At 32.9% G+C, this 16,736-nt stretch carries 11 protein-coding genes, 4 pseudogenes and 1 CRISPR repeat array; of the genes and pseudogenes, 10 read left to right on the forward strand and 5 right to left on the reverse strand.

Annotation, left to right across the window (positions count from 1 at the left end; genetic code table 11):
• Complete coding sequence (locus C7381_RS00065) at positions 1-2,145, forward strand: heavy metal translocating P-type ATPase (protein ID WP_116479432.1); 2,145 nt, start codon at positions 1-3, stop codon at positions 2,143-2,145.
• A gap of 205 nt (positions 2,146-2,350) precedes the next feature.
• Here C7381_RS00065 and C7381_RS08655 read toward each other — a convergent pair whose 3' ends face one another.
• From C7381_RS08655 to C7381_RS08665, 4 genes and pseudogenes are all read right to left on the reverse strand, one after another.
• Positions 2,351-2,743, reverse strand: coding sequence for an AAA family ATPase (locus C7381_RS08655; RefSeq protein ID WP_245893653.1), 393 nt, complete (start codon positions 2,741-2,743; stop codon positions 2,351-2,353).
• Positions 2,727-2,807 carry a hypothetical protein gene (locus tag C7381_RS08810; RefSeq protein ID WP_425433149.1) on the reverse strand — a complete coding sequence of 27 codons (81 nt, stop codon included), beginning with the start codon at positions 2,805-2,807 and terminating at the stop codon, positions 2,727-2,729. The genes C7381_RS08655 and C7381_RS08810 overlap by 17 nt, the downstream gene beginning before the upstream one ends.
• Before the next feature lie 3 nt (positions 2,808-2,810).
• Positions 2,811-2,955 (reverse strand): annotated as a pseudogene (locus tag C7381_RS08815) (helix-turn-helix domain-containing protein).
• Between the two features lie 145 nt (positions 2,956-3,100).
• Positions 3,101-3,370 (reverse strand): annotated as a pseudogene (locus C7381_RS08665) (hypothetical protein); the annotation flags it as partial.
• Between the two features lie 563 nt (positions 3,371-3,933).
• Between C7381_RS08665 and C7381_RS00085 the strand changes: the two are divergent.
• The 9 genes and pseudogenes from C7381_RS00085 (at position 3,934) to C7381_RS00125 (ending at position 15,766) form a co-directional block, all read left to right on the forward strand.
• A complete protein-coding gene (locus C7381_RS00085; RefSeq protein ID WP_116479433.1) occupies positions 3,934-4,785 on the forward strand; it encodes a MerR family transcriptional regulator in 852 nt (283 codons plus the stop codon).
• 395 nt (positions 4,786-5,180) lie between these two features.
• A pseudogene (locus tag C7381_RS00090) lies at positions 5,181-5,447 on the forward strand (KilA-N domain-containing protein); the annotation flags it as partial.
• A 519-nt stretch (positions 5,448-5,966) separates the two neighbouring features.
• Positions 5,967-10,097, forward strand: a complete 4,131-nt coding sequence (cas9, locus tag C7381_RS00095; RefSeq protein ID WP_116479434.1) for a type II CRISPR RNA-guided endonuclease Cas9 — start codon at positions 5,967-5,969, stop codon at positions 10,095-10,097.
• Positions 10,094-10,972: a type II CRISPR-associated endonuclease Cas1 gene (cas1, locus tag C7381_RS00100; RefSeq protein WP_116479435.1), complete on the forward strand. Its 879-nt coding sequence runs from the start codon at positions 10,094-10,096 to the stop codon at positions 10,970-10,972. Before cas9 ends, cas1 begins: the two co-directional genes overlap by 4 nt.
• Positions 10,962-11,282: pseudogene (gene cas2, locus C7381_RS00105) on the forward strand (CRISPR-associated endonuclease Cas2). Before cas1 ends, cas2 begins: the two are co-directional and overlap by 11 nt.
• Entirely contained in the window at positions 11,279-11,947 is a 669-nt protein-coding gene (gene csn2 / locus C7381_RS00110; protein WP_116479436.1) for a type II-A CRISPR-associated protein Csn2, read from the forward strand. The pseudogene cas2 and the gene csn2 overlap by 4 nt, the downstream one beginning before the upstream one ends.
• 40 nt (positions 11,948-11,987) lie before the next feature.
• Positions 11,988-13,422: direct repeats of the CRISPR family, unit length 36 nt; unit sequence GTTTGAGAGTTATGTAATTTCATATAGGACTAAAAC.
• Positions 13,423-13,970: 548 nt separating this feature from the next.
• On the forward strand, positions 13,971-14,573 hold the full coding sequence (locus tag C7381_RS00115; RefSeq protein WP_116479437.1) for a helix-turn-helix domain-containing protein: 603 nt from the start codon (positions 13,971-13,973) through the stop codon (positions 14,571-14,573).
• A 2-nt stretch (positions 14,574-14,575) separates the two neighbouring features.
• Positions 14,576-15,037 carry a hypothetical protein gene (locus C7381_RS00120; protein WP_116479438.1) on the forward strand — a complete coding sequence of 154 codons (462 nt, stop codon included), beginning with the start codon at positions 14,576-14,578 and terminating at the stop codon, positions 15,035-15,037.
• 324 nt (positions 15,038-15,361) lie between these two features.
• Positions 15,362-15,766 (forward strand): pyridoxamine 5'-phosphate oxidase family protein, encoded by a 405-nt coding sequence (locus C7381_RS00125; RefSeq protein ID WP_165803534.1) that lies wholly within the window; start codon positions 15,362-15,364, stop codon positions 15,764-15,766.
• Between the two features lie 158 nt (positions 15,767-15,924).
• On the opposite strand, the gene C7381_RS00130 is transcribed toward C7381_RS00125, so the two are convergent.
• The gene (locus tag C7381_RS00130; RefSeq protein ID WP_185117037.1) at positions 15,925-16,698 is read right to left on the reverse strand and encodes a ZIP family metal transporter; all 774 of its coding nucleotides are present in this window, start codon (positions 16,696-16,698) and stop codon (positions 15,925-15,927) included.
• Positions 16,699-16,736 lie beyond the last annotated feature (38 nt).

A 16,736-nucleotide genomic window follows, 5' to 3' on the forward strand; every position in this document is an offset into this window, starting at 1 on the left:
ATGAATAATGACAACAGATATTCGTCCCATAGTCACCATAATCATGGCGACATGGATCATTCAAAACATGAGCACATAAGCACGGAAGAACATGGAGACCATAAGGATCAACATCAAGAACATCATGCTGGGCATGATCACAGCGGGCACAATGGGCATGATCACAGCGGACACAGTGGGCATGATCACAGCGGACACAGTGGGCATGAGCATCATCATCATGGAAACTTTAAGGAACTTTTCTTAAAGTCATTGCCACTAGGAATCATTATTATGCTCTTATCCCCTATGGCTGGGTTTGACCTACCATTCCAGTTTTCTTTTCGATATTCTGATATTGTAGTAGCTATTTTATCTACTATATTAATTATTTATGGTGGACGTCCATTCTATCAAGGGGCAGTTGACGAATTTAAACAAAAAGAACCTGGAATGATGGCTCTCGTTTCTTTAGGTTTAAGTGTTTCATATTTATATAGTATTTATACTGTAATAGCAAGCTACGTAACAGGTGAACAAATTATGGACTTTTTCTTTGAATTTGCTTCATTACTATTAATCATGTTATTAGGTCACTGGATTGAGATGAAAGCTATTGGAGAAGCAGGAGACGCACAAGCAGAATTGGCTAAGTTAGTGCCGAAAGATGCTCATGTAGTATTAGATGACGATTCAATAGAAACACGACCAGTTGCTGACTTAAAGGTAGGTGATTTAATTCGTGTTCAAGCCGGAGAAAATGTGCCAGCAGACGGGATTATCGAGCGTGGAGAATCACGTTTAAATGAAGCTCTTTTGACTGGAGAATCAAAAGCAGTAAAAAAAGGCCCTGGCGATGAAGTGATCGGGGGCTCGACAAATGGAGAAGGAGTTCTTTATATTAAAGTAAATGAGACAGGTGATAAGTCCTTTATATCTCAAGTACAGACTTTAATTAGCCAAGCTCAAAGTCAGCCTTCCAGAGCAGAAAATATTGCGCAAAAGGTTGCAGGGTGGCTCTTCTATATTGCGGTAACTGTCGCACTAATAGCTTTTGTAGTGTGGATGGTTATAAAAGATGTGCCAACGGCAGTTATATTTACTATTACTACATTAGTTATTGCTTGTCCGCACGCATTGGGTCTGGCTATTCCATTGGTAACCGCCCGTAGCACAAGCTTAGGAGCTAGCCGTGGCTTACTGGTGAAAGACCGCCAAGCCTTAGAAATAGCTCAAGATGCAGATGTGATGATTTTAGATAAAACGGGTACTTTAACAACTGGTGAGTTTAAAGTATTAGATGTAAAACTTCTTAATGACAAATATACAAAAGAGGAAATCATTGCCTTACTGGCAGGTATTGAAGGAGGGTCTAGTCACCCGATTGCTCAATCAATTATAAGTTTCGCCGACCAAGAAGGTATAAGTCCAGCATCTTTTGATTCGATTGATGTGATTTCCGGTGCTGGCGTAGAAGGCAAAGCCAATGGCCATAGTTACCAATTAATCAGCCAAAAAGCCTACGGACGTAATCTGGATATGGATATTCCAAAAGGAGCAACTCTCAGTGTCTTAGTAGAAAATGATGTTGCTATTGGCGCTGTAGCTTTAGGGGATGAATTAAAACCAACGAGCAAAGAGTTAATTAAAGTTCTTAAAAAGAACAATATAGAGCCAATTATGGCAACAGGTGATAATGAAAAAGCAGCTCAAGGCGCGGCAGAAGATTTAGGGATTGAATATAGATCAAATCAATCTCCACAAGACAAATATGAGTTAGTAAAAACACTTAAAGAAGAAGGAAAAAAAGTTATCATGGTGGGTGACGGTGTCAATGATGCTCCTTCTCTTGCCTTGGCAGATGTTGGAATAGCTGTCGGTGCAGGAACTCAAGTGGCGTTGGATTCAGCTGATGTCATCTTGACTCAATCTGATCCAGGAGATATTGAATCATTTATTGAATTAGCACACAAAACAACTCGTAAAATGAAACAAAATCTCTTTTGGGGAGCTGGTTATAACTTTATAGCTATCCCTCTAGCTGCAGGAATCTTGGCTCCTATTGGTATCACATTAAGCCCTGCATTAGGAGCAATCCTAATGTCTGTGTCAACAGTCATCGTCGCCATTAATGCTATTTTATTAAATTTAGATCCAAAAAAATAACGGTTAACAGACCGAATGATTGAAACTCCTTAAAGTATCAAGATACAATAGTTTTACAGGAGAAAAAGAGATGTAAGTACTGGCTCTTTGTAAAATCGTGTTGGTAGAAGTAGACGATTTTTCTACCAACACGATTTTTAATTTATTATAAAAATGATTTCTTTTAAAATCCTAAAAGTACCTATTTCAACACTTTTATAACTTGTTATTCTATTTTCTTAACAATAACACCCCCGTCTCCACATGTGTCGTATCCTGAAATAGCTTTAAAATATTTTTCTGTATCACTACTTAAATTTGTAATTTTAGAGCTTTTTTTGTTTGATAAAAGTATTAAATTTTCTAAGCCTAATTTATTTAAAACAAAACTGCTATGAGTTGAAATAATTATTTGACTAGATTCCTTATTACTATTTTCTTGTAGAATATCAATTAAATTATTCATGTTAGAATATGACAAATGGTTTTCTGGCTCTTCAATTAAAATTATTTTATCTTTATTTGTATTAATATTATTTAAAGCAAGCTCAGTTTTTAATAAGCATTGTAGCCTTCTACCAGCATTGGAATTTGGAATACTATCAAATTCCGTTATCATACTTGATTCCCAATGACTTATATTCAATAATATCTCCAATATCACATTGAAAATACTCACAAATCTTTCATAATGTTTCTAGACTTACATTTTCGTCTCTTCCCATTTTTGCTATTGTCTTGGGTGTTGTTGCGATTGCACATTGTAAGTCTGTTTTTTTTCATATTTTTATCTATTAATAACTTCCATAATTGGTTATATGAAAATCCCATATCATTCTCCAATTCTATATTTTACCTTTCTAAATGTATAGATTAACTATCTAATTAGAGCATATAATACAGATTCCTTTCAATTATATGATTTACTGCGTTAAACTTAGCAAAAAAATAAAGGCAGTCCGAAAACTGCCGATATTTATCTATCTACACATTTGCTGTGGCATTTCTTATTTGAACTAGCTTTGTCGTCTGTCTCTAAGCTTTTTATTTGCACTAATATGGACTTTTTATACTTGTCTTGACCCTTTTATACTTGTTCTTTTACTTTTAAGAGCTTAGAAGAGAAAATACGAACATTTTTATATTCTTTACCGTTATTATCAATGTTTATATTTTTTCCAAATATTTTAACAAAATCTCCTTGTTTAAGGTTCTCTAAATCTTTTGTCTTATCTCCATAGAATGGATAATTACCAAGTAATATATTTAGATTTAAACCCACAAAGCAAAAAGTAAAAATGAAGTAAATTCGAAGTAAGATTAATTTGAAAACTGGATAAACAAGATTAACAGATATTATATTAAAACAATATTTATCCGGTACTGGGACTGGGACGGGACTAAAAAGTCTTAATTTAAAAAATGTATCCGTTTTCGAAGACCTAGCCCAAGAGAGCGAGTGTGAGCGATGCTCGATTGGTGAATCTTACGGCTTCTCGCAAATAGACAGCGTGTTTAGGAAAATGGATAAATATAGAATAGTTCCAAGTGGTTTGCATTTGAATAAAAATTAGATCATAACTTAAGTGTTAGGGTCTTTTTTTGATAGATTGTACAGTTAAAAGCGACAAGAAATTGTCGGTTTGAGTGTCGGTTTGAATAAGATTTATCAAAAAGAAAATAAGTACTTCACAAAAATGTTGAGTCACTGTTTTGGCTTATATATAAGTGGGAATTTTATATAGTGTATGGGGCTTGACCTGTCCGTTGGGGACCGTGTTATCCTTTAATCAAAGGAGGTAGATAACCATGTTAAGAAGTGAAATTCAAAAAGAAACGGGTTTAACTAGAAAGGCAATCGAATACTATGAGGATAAAGGACTCATTTATCCTCAGAAATCTGAGAATGGTTATAGAGACTATAGTACTAAGGATTTAGAAATTCTGAAAAAGGTATCTATATTTAGAAAACTGGGAATGAGTATCTCAGATATTGGTCAGTGTATATCGTCAGGTGGTGATACTCTGTTTTCTGTTTTAAGGGAAAAACAACATCAATTGGACCTTGATAAAAAAAGGAATACAATACTGGAAATGATTGTTAAAGGCGAAAGCAATGAACTAATCAATGAGAAAGTTTCACTACTTGAGATGAAAGAAACTATCTATGAAAAACTGGAAATTGCTTTTCCTGGATATTTTGGACAAACGTTCTTTGCTGCCTATCAACCATTTTTGAATGAACCATTAGAAAATGATGATAAGGATTCCTTTTACAAATATATAGATTATCTTGATAGGCTTCCTTTGTTTGAATTAACTGAAGAAGAGAAAAAATACATTGAGAAGATTAGCTCACCCTTTGATATGAAAACCTTAAAGGATATAAATCAGGCTAAACTCGATGCTGTTGAGAATCCAAAAAAGTGGATGAAAGATAATGAAGATGTAATTTCTCATTATGAAAGCTATAAAAATAGTGAAGAGTATCAAAATAGCATGATGAAACAGATCCAGGATAAGCTTAAAAACTTTATGAAGGAAAATCAATATTATGAAATAGCAATTCCACTTATTAGAAAATTTAGCAAGAGCTATGATGAGTACTATAAGAAGTTGCTAAAGGCAAATGAACAGTATCTAAATAATAGATATCAATAATCATAGGGAAGCATTTACTTGTACTTAGTAGGTGCTTTTCTATGCCCAAATGTAAAGAGTTTCAAGGTTAAGAGGAATAGTTTAATTGTATCAAAGACGGTTGGAAACTAGACATAGATTGAGGCTTTGGGACTTTGATGGGACTAAAAATTTAAAAATGTATTATATTTAGACGATTTAATGAAATTAGAAAAAAGAACCTAGTATTTTGAACGTTTATAGAAGATGAAAAACTGCAACTGAGATTAAAATGGGAATATTTATAAAAAGAATAAATCGAATAGTAGTTCCAAGTGGTTTGCATTTGGACAAAAAATTAGACCGTAGTTTTATGCTGCGGTCTTTTTACGTGAGTTTTAAATAATATAAATTTTAACCGTGTGTAAATCGACACGTTTAGAAGTGAAGCGGATTTGCTAAATGTAGCATTATTTAATAAAACTGCTAAAGAGTGGCGTGAAAAAAATCAGGATTTAAAGGGTAATATGAGAGACTATGCGAGTTTAAATGAGTTATTGGTGCTTGCAAATATGGAAAGCTATAATGCAATTTTAATTGAAAAATGATTAGATCAAAAAGAAAGAATGATAGAACTTAGAAATCTTGCTAGAACACAATTGATGTCACTTAAAAAACTTGGTGACAGTGATATTAAAAATTAGAAGGGAAGAAATAAATTTTTATAGCAAGCATGAAAAGTGCTTGCTTTTTTTGTGCACTCGAGACGCTCTTGCAGATGCGACTTCATTGCGGACAAAACCGGTCAAAACTTTGCCTTATTGTCTGCAACAATCTCAAGGGAATTACCAGCAAACCGATTAACACAATGGACAAAAATATTTTTATATTTACTTATAAAAATTAAATTAAAACACTTTTTATTTGTGAAATAAAAGCATGATTATGATATAATAGAATAAAGTGATTAATCAGTATTAAAATAAAAATGTGTTATAGAAGTTGTTTTAAATTTAAGCTTTTAATACAAGAAGGGAATGACTGCATAAATTTTGGGCAATAAAAAAGCTTGCAACCTTGCAAGCATAGTGCAGAACATCTGCGGCCTATAATTAAATAGGCGGTTTGAATAAATTTTTATTTGAACTCTGTCATGTAATTTCATATATATTATAACATTAAATTACTTGTTTGTCAAATTTTTTAAGGAGGTCTTATAAAATATGTTAAAAGATTATTATGTCGGGCTTGATATTGGTACTTCATCTGTTGGTTGGGCAGTAACAGATGAATCTTACAATGTTTTGAAATTTAACAGAAAAAAGATGTGGGGAGTGCGTCTTTTTGATGAAGCAAAAACCGCTGAAAAAAGGCGAACTTTTAGAGGTGCAAGACGTAGGCTCGACCGAAAAAAAGAACGCATAAATTTATTGCAGGATTTTTTTGCTGAAGAAATTGCTAAAGTAGATCCGAGTTTCTTCTTGCGCCTAGATAACAGTGACCTTTATATGGAAGACAAAGATCCAAAGTTAAAGTCCAAGTATACTTTATTCAACGATAAGGATTTTAAAGATAAGGACTTCCACAAAAAATATCCGACCATCCACCACCTCCTTATGGATTTGATTGAAGATGATAGCAAAAAGGATATTAGGCTGGTCTATTTAGCTTGCCATTACTTACTTAAAAATCGAGGACATTTTATTTTTGAGGGACAAAAATTTGATAACAATGGTTCTATTGAATATGCAATTAATAAACTTTTAGTACATGTGCATGATTATTATGATACTGATATTGAAATTAATAGCGAAGACATGAAGAAGTTAGTCACGACTTTATCTGATAAAACTCTTGGAAAGAATACAAAAAAGAAGGAATTAAAAAGTATTATTGGAGATACAAAATTTCTAAAGGCAATATCTGCCATTATGATTGGTAGTAAACAAAATCTAGCAGATTTATTTGAAAATCCAGAAGACTTTGATGATTCTATAATAGAATCAGTGGAGTTCTCTAATGCAGATTACGATAAAAATTATAGCAAGCTTGAATTGGCCTTGGGTGATAAAATTGCCCTTGTAAATATTTTAAAAGAAATTTATGATTCATCTATACTTGAAAATCTATTAAAAGAAGCTGATAAATCACAAGATGGCAATAAATACATTTCTAACGCCTTTGTAAAAAAATATGATAAGCATGGAGTCGATCTCAAGGAATTTAAGCGCCTTATTAGGAAATATAATAAAGCTGCTTATACAAATATATTTAGGAGTGAAAAATCAACAGAAAACTACGTGGCTTATACAAAGTCAAGTATTTCTAATAATAAGAGAGTAAAGGCAGATAAATTTGCTGACCAGGAGACTTTTTATAATTTTATAAAGAAGCATTTGCAAACGCTCAAAGACAATATTAATAAAGCTGGTGGTAATCAAAGTGACCTCGAAACAGTGGATAAGATGTTAGAGGATGTGGAATTTAAAAATTTCATGCCAAAGATAAAATCTTCCGATAACGGAGTTATTCCTTATCAATTGAAACTTATGGAGCTTAATAAGATCCTTGAAAATCAATCCAAACACCATGAGTTTTTAAATGAAAAAGATGAGTATGGAAGTGTTTGTGACAAAATTGCTTCGATTATGGAGTTCAGGATTCCATATTATGTTGGTCCATTAAATCCTGAGTCAAAATATGCTTGGATTAAAAAACACAAAGATAGCAAAATTAAGCCGTGGAACTTTAAAGATGTTGTTGATTTGGATTCTTCAAGGGAAGAGTTTATAGATAACTTAATTGGCAGGTGCACATATTTAAAAGATGAAAAAGTTTTGCCAAAAGCCTCAATTCTCTACAATGAGTATATGGTTTTAAATGAACTCAACAATTTAAAATTAAATGAAATGCCAATCACCGAAGAAATAAAGAAGAGCATATTTGAAAATTTATTTAAAGAAAAGAAAAAAGTAACCTTAAAGGCCGTTTCCAATTTGCTTAAAAAAGATTTCAATATAACCGGTGAAATATTGTTGTCCGGCACAGACGGAGACTTCAAGCAAAGTTTAAATTCTTATATAGATTTTAAAAATATACTTGGAGAAAAAATTGACTCAGATGCTTGTCGGGCAAAAGTTGAAGAAATTATAAAGCTAATAGTCTTGTATGTAGACGACAAATTCTACCTGCAAAAGAAAATCAAATCAGCTTACAAGAATGATTTTACGGATAATGAAATCAAAAAAATGTCCGCCCTTAACTATAAAGATTGGGGCAGGCTAAGCGAAAAACTTTTGATTAAAGCGGAAGGCGCTGATAAAGAAACTGGAGAGAGCGGCTCGATTATGCATTTTATGCGTGAATACAATCACAATCTGATGGAACTTTTGAGCAATCGCTTCACCTTTACAGAAGAAATTCAAAAGCTAAATCCAATTGACGAAAGAAAATTGTCATATGAAATGGTTGATGAATTATACCTATCACCTTCAGTTAAGAGAATGCTATGGCAAAGTTTAAGAATAGTTGATGAAATTAGAAATATAATGGGCAATGATCCGGAAAAAATCTTTATTGAAATGGCCAGGGGCAAAGAAGAGGTCAAGGTCAGAAAAGAATCTAGAAAAGATCAGCTATCAGATTTTTACAAGAAAGGCAAAAAAGACTTTATAGCAGAAATAGGAGAGGAAAGGTACAATTATCTGTTAAGTGAAATTGAAAGAGAAGATGCATCTAAATTTAGATGGGACAATCTCTATCTCTACTACACCCAACTTGGTAGGTGTATGTACAGCCTTGAGCCAATTGATATTTCAGAACTTTCATCTAAAAATATCTATGACCAGGACCACATTTATCCAAAGTCAAAAATCTACGACGACTCAATTGAAAACAGAGTTCTGGTTAAGAAAGATTTAAACAGCAAAAAAGGCAATTCATACCCGATCCCTGACGAGGTTTTGAATAAAAATTGCTATGCTTATTGGAAAATGCTCTATGATAAGGGACTAATTGGGCAAAAGAAATACACTAGATTAACTCGTAGGACAGGATTTAAGGATGAGGAGCTAGTTCAATTTATTGAAAGGCAAATAGTTGAGACCAGGCAGGCTACTAAAGAAACTGCTAATCTCTTAAAAACCATTTGTAAAAATTCAGAAATAGTTTACTCTAAGGCAGAAAATGCTAGCAGATTCAGACAGGAATTTGATATTGTAAAATGTCGCACAGTCAACGACCTCCATCACATGCACGACGCCTATATAAATATAGTGGTTGGGAATGTCTATAATACAAAATTCACCAAAGACCCTATGAACTTTGACAAAGAAAAAGAAAAAGTCAGGACCTACAACCTGGAAAATATGTTTAAATATGACGTAAAACGTGGAGGCTATACAGCTTGGATAGCAGACGATGAAAAAGGCACTGTTAAAAATGCTACCATTAAGAGAGTTAAAAAAGAACTTGAGGGGACAAACTATAGGGTTACTAGGATGACCTATATAAGGTCTGGAGAATTATTTGATCAGAAATTATTAAGAAAAGGAAAAGGACAAGTCCCACAAAAAGAAAACTCTAAAAAATCAGATATAGATAAATATGGTGGATACAACAAGGCTAGCTCGGCGTACTTTATCTTGGTAGAAGCTGATGGCAATAATGGAAGAGAAAAAAACCTGGAATTAGTACCAATAATAATATACAATAAATGCAAACATAGGGGTAATGCAGTCCTCAGCAATTATTTGAAAAATGAACTCGGCCTAGTAAATCCTAAAATACTGGTTGATAAAATAAAAATCAACTCCTTAATTAAAGTAGACGGATTTTATTACAACATAACTGGAAAAACAAATGACTACTATCTTATTGCTCCTGCTGTACAGCTTATCTTGAATAAGACTGATCAAAAAACAATTAGAAAAATTGACAAATTTATTGATAGAAAAGCAAAAGATAAGGATTCTAAGATAACTATATTAGATAACATTAAAACCGAAGATCTTATAGATTTATATGATCATCTACTTGAAAAATTAAAAAATTCTATTTTTTCCAATAGAATTAAAAATTTATCAGAAGTTGTCGAAACTGGAAGAAATCTTTTTATGAATATTAGTATAGAAGATAAAGCTTTTGTTGTAAGAGAAATGCTTCTATTATTTCAAAGCCTTAATAACGGTGTTGATTTAAGCTTGATAGGAAACATTAATAAGAATACCAAAAAGCCAATTAAAGCATCTGGAAAAACACTTTTATCAAAAAGATTGAATTATAAAGAGGTCAAACTCATAAATCAATCCATCACTGGCCTTTTTGAAAATGAAATTGATCTGTTGAAGTTATGACTTGGAGAGTTGTTGTAATAGAAAATAGGGCGAAACTTGAATTAAAATTAAGCCATCTTGTCGTTAGGCAAGATGGCAACAAGATTCACAAAATATATTTGAAGGATATATCTCATATAATTGTTAATACAACTGAGGCCTCAATAACTTTCGCACTATTAAATGAAATTGTAAAAAACAAAATAAAATTAATCTTTTGTGACGAAAAAAGAAATCCAGCCGCAGAAGTAGCCCCTTATTATTCATCCTATAACACCAGCGAAAAAATTCGCACGCAAATAAAATGGGATGAATACATTAAGGGGGACGTTTGGCAATTAATTGTAAAGCAAAAAATAAAAAATCAAATGAACTTATTGAAATTATGCAAGAAGCCTGAATATAAAATGTTGGAAAAATATATCGACGAAGTTGAGTTTAAAGATGCAACTAACCGAGAAGGGCACGCAGCAAAAGTTTATTTTAACGCCCTATTTGGCAAGAGCTTTTCAAGAAGTGATGATTCAAATATTAATGCGGCCTTAAATTACGGATACTCAATCCTACTATCGTCAATCAATAGGCAAGTCGTATCCAATGGATATATAACACAAATTGGCATATTTCATGATAATATGTTTAACCAATTCAATCTCTCTAGCGACCTAATTGAACCCTGGAGGGCAATAGTTGATGACCATGTGTACAACAGCGTCAAAAAAATCTTTGATCAAGAACAAAAAATCGAACTAATAAATTTGATAAATAACTTTGTCAGCATAGACAACAAAGAAACTAGAATCAACCAAGCCATAGACATCTATGTAAGGTCTGTTTTTGATGCACTAAACAACAGAGACATATCCCTAATAAGGTTCCCCACCTATGAGCTATAGATATATGAGACTAATAGTAATGTTTGATCTTCCAACACTTACCGTTGAAGACGTGAAAAGTTATAGGGACTTTAGGAAATTTTTAATCAAAAATGGATTCATGATGATGCAAGAATCAGTATATAGCAAAATCGCATTGAACCAAAGCATGGCAAATCTAATAACAAATAGAGTCTGAGAAAACAAACCACCTAAAGGCCTGGTCCAAATGTTTACGATAACCGAAAAACAATTTTCAAGAATGGAAATATTAGTAGGTGATATATCAGAAGAATTTATAACAGATGACAGGAGATTGATAATATTATGAACCTTGTAACAGAATACCTGGAAAACTCATTTGAAATCAAATCCAAAACCATAAACACTCTAGTAATAGAAGACACCAAATACTTTACGAAATTCATAAAAGCCCTCATGGAAACAGCCAACAGAGGGAGCGAAGAATTTGAATTAATAGAAGATTTTAAAAAAGTAGACCTATCAAAAGTCACAGAAATAATCTTTGACCTCTTCAGTTTAGAAGCCAACAATGCAAACATTTTAAAAAAACTCTACACAGAACTTGAAAAAGATATAAATTCAGAGGAAATTTTCAATAAAAAAATCGAAATGGAAAGCCTGGCGGCGAATATAGCAGATGATTTGATTCACATGTCAAGATTCTCCTTAACAGCAGGGGGTATTAATTATCAAAACTTTTTTAAAGCCCTAGCCATTGAATTTGATTATGATAAAAATTCAATAATTGAAAAACTAATCGAATATATAAAAGTCACAGCAGACCTATTAGATAAAAAATTATTCATAATAATAAACCTTGATAGCTTTTTAACTGAAGAAGACTTAGTTGAACTAAGTAAATTCTTATGCTACAATGAAATTAAGGTTTTAGCCCTACAAAATAAAATCACAAGACAAGTCAAAACTTGTGAAAACTTAAGAATAGTCGACCAAGACCTATGTGAAATATAGCTATCGTCAAGACTAAATAACTCCCAAACATGAATTTGAGGTTTGAGAGTTATGTAATTTCATATAGGACTAAAACGATTAATGCTCATAAATTCTCCTTTCCAATGTTTGAGAGTTATGTAATTTCATATAGGACTAAAACTTCTATATAGAAGCGGTTCGGACTTCGGTGTGTTTGAGAGTTATGTAATTTCATATAGGACTAAAACTTATAGTACAAGCTGTTGGTCAATGTTTTAGTTTGAGAGTTATGTAATTTCATATAGGACTAAAACCTTTAAGTAGTTTTCATCGGTTCCTGTCTTGTTTGAGAGTTATGTAATTTCATATAGGACTAAAACAAAAGTGCATTGGTGGATAATCGCACCGAGGTTTGAGAGTTATGTAATTTCATATAGGACTAAAACTTGAAGAAGCCGCTGCAAAGAGAAAAGAGATTGTTTGAGAGTTATGTAATTTCATATAGGACTAAAACTATAATTAATATGGTATAATTAATGTAGATAGTTTGAGAGTTATGTAATTTCATATAGGACTAAAACTGTTCAATCTAAAATCAAAAACATCGCTTTCGTTTGAGAGTTATGTAATTTCATATAGGACTAAAACTTAAGTGAATGGATTGAGATCGTTGAATCTGTTTGAGAGTTATGTAATTTCATATAGGACTAAAACAGATTGAATATATCGCCGATTTTAAGTACACGTTTGAGAGTTATGTAATTTCATATAGGACTAAAACTTATACGGAGATTAAGGAAGAGGGCTATCTTGTTTGAGAGTTATGTAATTTCATATAGGACTAAAACTTAAAAGATATTGTTGACAAACACGGCTATGTTTGAGAGTTATGTAATTTCATATAGGACTAAAACTAATCGAGGACAACGTGTATTTGGTGCTTAGGTTTGAGAGTTATGTAATTTCATATAGGACTAAAACGATGAAGTTTTAGAAGAAAACGAAGCCTTGGGTTTGAGAGTTATGTAATTTCATATAGGACTAAAACACATCATCAAGCCTTTAACTTTGTGGATTAGGTTTGAGAGTTATGTAATTTCATATAGGACTAAAACAAGAAAAGGATATACCAAGTCCGATAAACTGTTTGAGAGTTATGTAATTTCATATAGGACTAAAACCCATTCTTACCCCAACCACGACCCGCCATGTTTGAGAGTTATGTAATTTCATATAGGACTAAAACTTAAAGCTTACGGAGATACAACAGCAAGAAAGGTTTGAGAGTTATGTAATTTCATATAGGACTAAAACTTAAGTGAGTGGATTGATATTGTTGAATCAGTTTGAGAGTTATGTAATTTCATATAGGACTAAAACTAAAAATTATGCAGAAACAATGCACATGTCTGTTTGAGAGTTATGTAATTTCATATAGGACTAAAACAAAGTAGATATTTTGAAATTACCAAAAGAAGGTTTGAGAGTTATGTAATTTCATATAGGACTAAAACGGCCTTTGCTTTTATATTCAACCAATTTATTCATAATTCTGGACGAATCATGAACATTGCAGAGGAAATTTAGTTTAAGGTTTATAGGAATGCTTTTTATAATAATATTTATATAGACTTTGAAAATTAAGACACTGGGTCTTTGCCACCCTTTTGCGATCTTGCTGACAGTTACGGCATCTCGCAAATAAAAAAATAGATATAAAATATAAAAATAAAAACTCACAAGCAATATAAAAACTTTATTGTTTGTGAGCTTTTTTAATACAACAAAAATGTTATAGTAAATTCGTGATTATAAAAATCATAAAAAAATAATACGTGGTTAGTGGAAAAAATTATTAATTAATCTCGTGCATTCAATAATATTTTAAACGTGATATAATAAGTTTAGATGAATTTGAATTCACGATCAAAACGCTGCTGGATTCAGTGATTTAGCCTATGTAAAAAGGTTTTGACATAAAAAAGACGTTGATGTAAAGAGGATTTGATAGAAAAAATATAACATCTCAAATATAATTATTTTGAAAGGAGGTATGGATTTTATGGAACTTGGAAATAAAATAAAATATTACAGAGGCGAAAAAGAACTTTCTCAGGAAGAGCTTGCAGAAAGAGTATATGTTTCAAGACAAACTATTTCGAATTGGGAAAACAATAAAAGTTATCCTGATATAAACAGCATTGTATTACTAAGTGAAGTTTTTGAAATATCCATCGATAATTTAATTAAAGGGGATGTTGAACAAATGAAAAAGGAGATTAATTCAGAAGAAGTTAAAAAACTGAACTTCTATGCAACAATGATGGCGATTTTAATGCTGGTAGCGACTATTTTGCTTATGCCGATGCTTAAATTTATTGGCTTGTATGGCTTTATTCCTTATTTTGTATTAGTGGGTTGTGCTATGTTTTTTGCAATTAAAGTTGATAAAATTAAGAAAGATAATGATATTCAAACATATAAGGAGATTGTAGCATTCACCGAAGGAAAAAGATTAGATGAGATTCAGAAAATTGAAGAAAAGGCAAAACGACCATATCAAAAAATTATAGACGGATTTTTATGGGCGGCAATCGCTCTATTGATTAGTGGAATTATGATTTTTTTACTGAGATTACAGCTTTTTAATAAGATTGGAGGTTAAATATGGATAAGTTAAAGGCAAAGGATTTATTTGATAAGTATACAAAAAAACTCAGAATAGTTCCGGAGTGGGACATTCGGTTGGAATTTGTAGAGGACGAGGATTGGAAGAAGACAGGGGATTTTAAGATTGATCCGACTGATAAAAAGGCGATATTAATGTTAAATGCATCAAATCCAAAAGATGAAAACATTGAAGAAACTGTCGTTCACGAGCTCATGCATATAAAGATGTATCCTTTGGACCAAGTTTGCGAGTCGATGATAATAAATATGTTTGAAGAAGGAAGCAAGGAACAGAATTTTGCTTATCAAACATTTTTTGAAACACTTGAGGTTACCGTTGAGGAGTTAGCGAAATGTTTCTTATTAGAATTTGGTGAAAATAAAGAGTTTTCATATGGAAGGATGAATAAAATAAAATCTTTTAATGAATTATATGATGGTCTGAAGAAGTTAGACTAGAAGAAGATAGTTTGCATTTTTAAATGTATGGCTTTTTTAAAATCCTGCTTGCATTTGATGAGTTAAAATTAGGATTATTGGAATTTATTAATAATTAACAGGGTGCGGGAAAGAGGAATTGGACCCTTAAGTACAGATGATATTAAGTTGAGGGTTTTAAGTTTCGCGATAAGAGATAGATGGCATTTTATTCAATTATGTAAGGCAAAAATTTCATTTTTAATAAACCACGCCACAATTCTCCGTGCTTACACCCTTCTCTTTTAGGGTACAAATAATATGTTGGAGTTTTTCCACAAAATTATTTCAAAGGGGGAAGTGAATATGGATAATATTAAGAAAGTTTTAGAGGTTTTGGGTAGTGTAGATGTTTTTTATCTTGCAACGAGCGTTGACGGCAAGCCGAATGTGAGACCGTTCGATGTGCACACGGATTTTGAGGGCAAGGTTTATTTGGTGACGAAGAAGCAAAAGAATGTCTACAAGGAGCTCAAGGAAAATCCTTATGTTGCTGTGGCGAGAGCGACGGGACACGGTTATTTCAGAATTTACGGTCAACTTATTGAAGATGATCGCCGTGAAGCACGCGAGAAAATGTACAACGACAATGTTGAACTTTGCAAGGGCAAGTATGAGGTTGACGACGAGTCGACGGCTGTGTTTTATTTCAAAGATGCGACTTTAAATCTTATGGAGCACGGTAAGGAACCGGTTGTAATTGAGTTTTAGTAAGTAAAAAGTTTGAGTTTAGAAGTCTCAAACAAAAGAGGACGGATATGTCTTTATGAGGCTTTATCTTTAAATTGAATAACAAAATAATAAAAACCGATGGCATTCATCGGTTTTTTGGTTACATATTTGTTTCATGTGTATTTAATTTTCAAATACTATCCAAGAAGTACGTCAAGTATCATCATGACGATAAATCCGACGATTATTCCGTAGGTGGATTCTCTTTCAAATCCGTTTGAGTGTGTTGTCGGGATGATTTCATCGCTTATGACGAAGAGCATTGCACCGCCTGCGAGTGCAAGTATAAACGGGAGAAGCGGTTCGAAGATTTTTACGAGACCGTATCCCATTAGTGCACCGACCGGTTCGACAAGGCCCGTCAAGAACGCAACTATAAATGAGTATTTTATAGAGTAGTTTTCGCGTGCGAGTGCAAGTGCAACCGCAAGGCCTTCCGGCATGTTTTGGATGCCGATGCCGAGTGCGAGTGTGAGTCCGTCGGCGATGTTGTTTGTGCCGAAGCCTACACCGGTTGCCATTCCTTCAGGGAAGTTGTGTATGGTTATTGCGATGACGAAGAGCCAAATTTGTTTCAGCGATTTTGAACTTCCGCCTTCGCGTCTTTTGTCAATCAAGTGTTCATGCGGAGAGTATTTGTCGATAAGGTCGATTAGTACTGCTCCGAAAAGTATTCCGAAAGATGTGACCATTACGGCTTTAAAGTTCCCGCCGCCGTATTCGATTGACGGCATGATTAATGAAAATGCGGTCGCTGCAAGCATTATGCCCGCTGCAAATCCAAGCATGACGTCAAGCAATTTTTGCGAAACGTTTTTTGTAAGAAATATTGGAATCGCTCCGATTCCCGTCATGATTCCGGGAAGAGTAAGACCCAATATTAATATAATATTTTTATCTATTCCAAACATAATATACCTCTATGTTAATTATAGTATAGGAAATTCCT

The organism is Ezakiella coagulans (assembly GCF_003096635.1).
GTDB classification, from domain to species: domain Bacteria; phylum Bacillota; class Clostridia; order Tissierellales; family Peptoniphilaceae; genus Ezakiella; species Ezakiella coagulans.

Bases quoted from the DNA above. Each gene is read 5' to 3' on its own strand.
- C7381_RS00125 (WP_165803534.1), top strand. From the start codon at position 15,362: ATGGATAATATTAAGAAAGTTTTAGAGGTTTTGGGTAGTGTAGATGTT.
- cas1 (WP_116479435.1), top strand. From the start codon at position 10,094: ATGACTTGGAGAGTTGTTGTAATAGAAAATAGGGCGAAACTTGAATTA.
- C7381_RS08655 (WP_245893653.1), bottom strand. From the start codon at position 2,743: ATGATAACGGAATTTGATAGTATTCCAAATTCCAATGCTGGTAGAAGG.
- C7381_RS00085 (WP_116479433.1), top strand. From the start codon at position 3,934: ATGTTAAGAAGTGAAATTCAAAAAGAAACGGGTTTAACTAGAAAGGCA.
- C7381_RS00115 (WP_116479437.1), top strand. From the start codon at position 13,971: ATGGAACTTGGAAATAAAATAAAATATTACAGAGGCGAAAAAGAACTT.
- cas9 (WP_116479434.1), top strand. From the start codon at position 5,967: ATGTTAAAAGATTATTATGTCGGGCTTGATATTGGTACTTCATCTGTT.
- csn2 (WP_116479436.1), top strand. From the start codon at position 11,279: ATGAACCTTGTAACAGAATACCTGGAAAACTCATTTGAAATCAAATCC.
- C7381_RS00130 (WP_185117037.1), bottom strand. From the start codon at position 16,698: ATGTTTGGAATAGATAAAAATATTATATTAATATTGGGTCTTACTCTT.
- C7381_RS00065 (WP_116479432.1), top strand. From the start codon at position 1: ATGAATAATGACAACAGATATTCGTCCCATAGTCACCATAATCATGGC.
- C7381_RS00120 (WP_116479438.1), top strand. From the start codon at position 14,576: ATGGATAAGTTAAAGGCAAAGGATTTATTTGATAAGTATACAAAAAAA.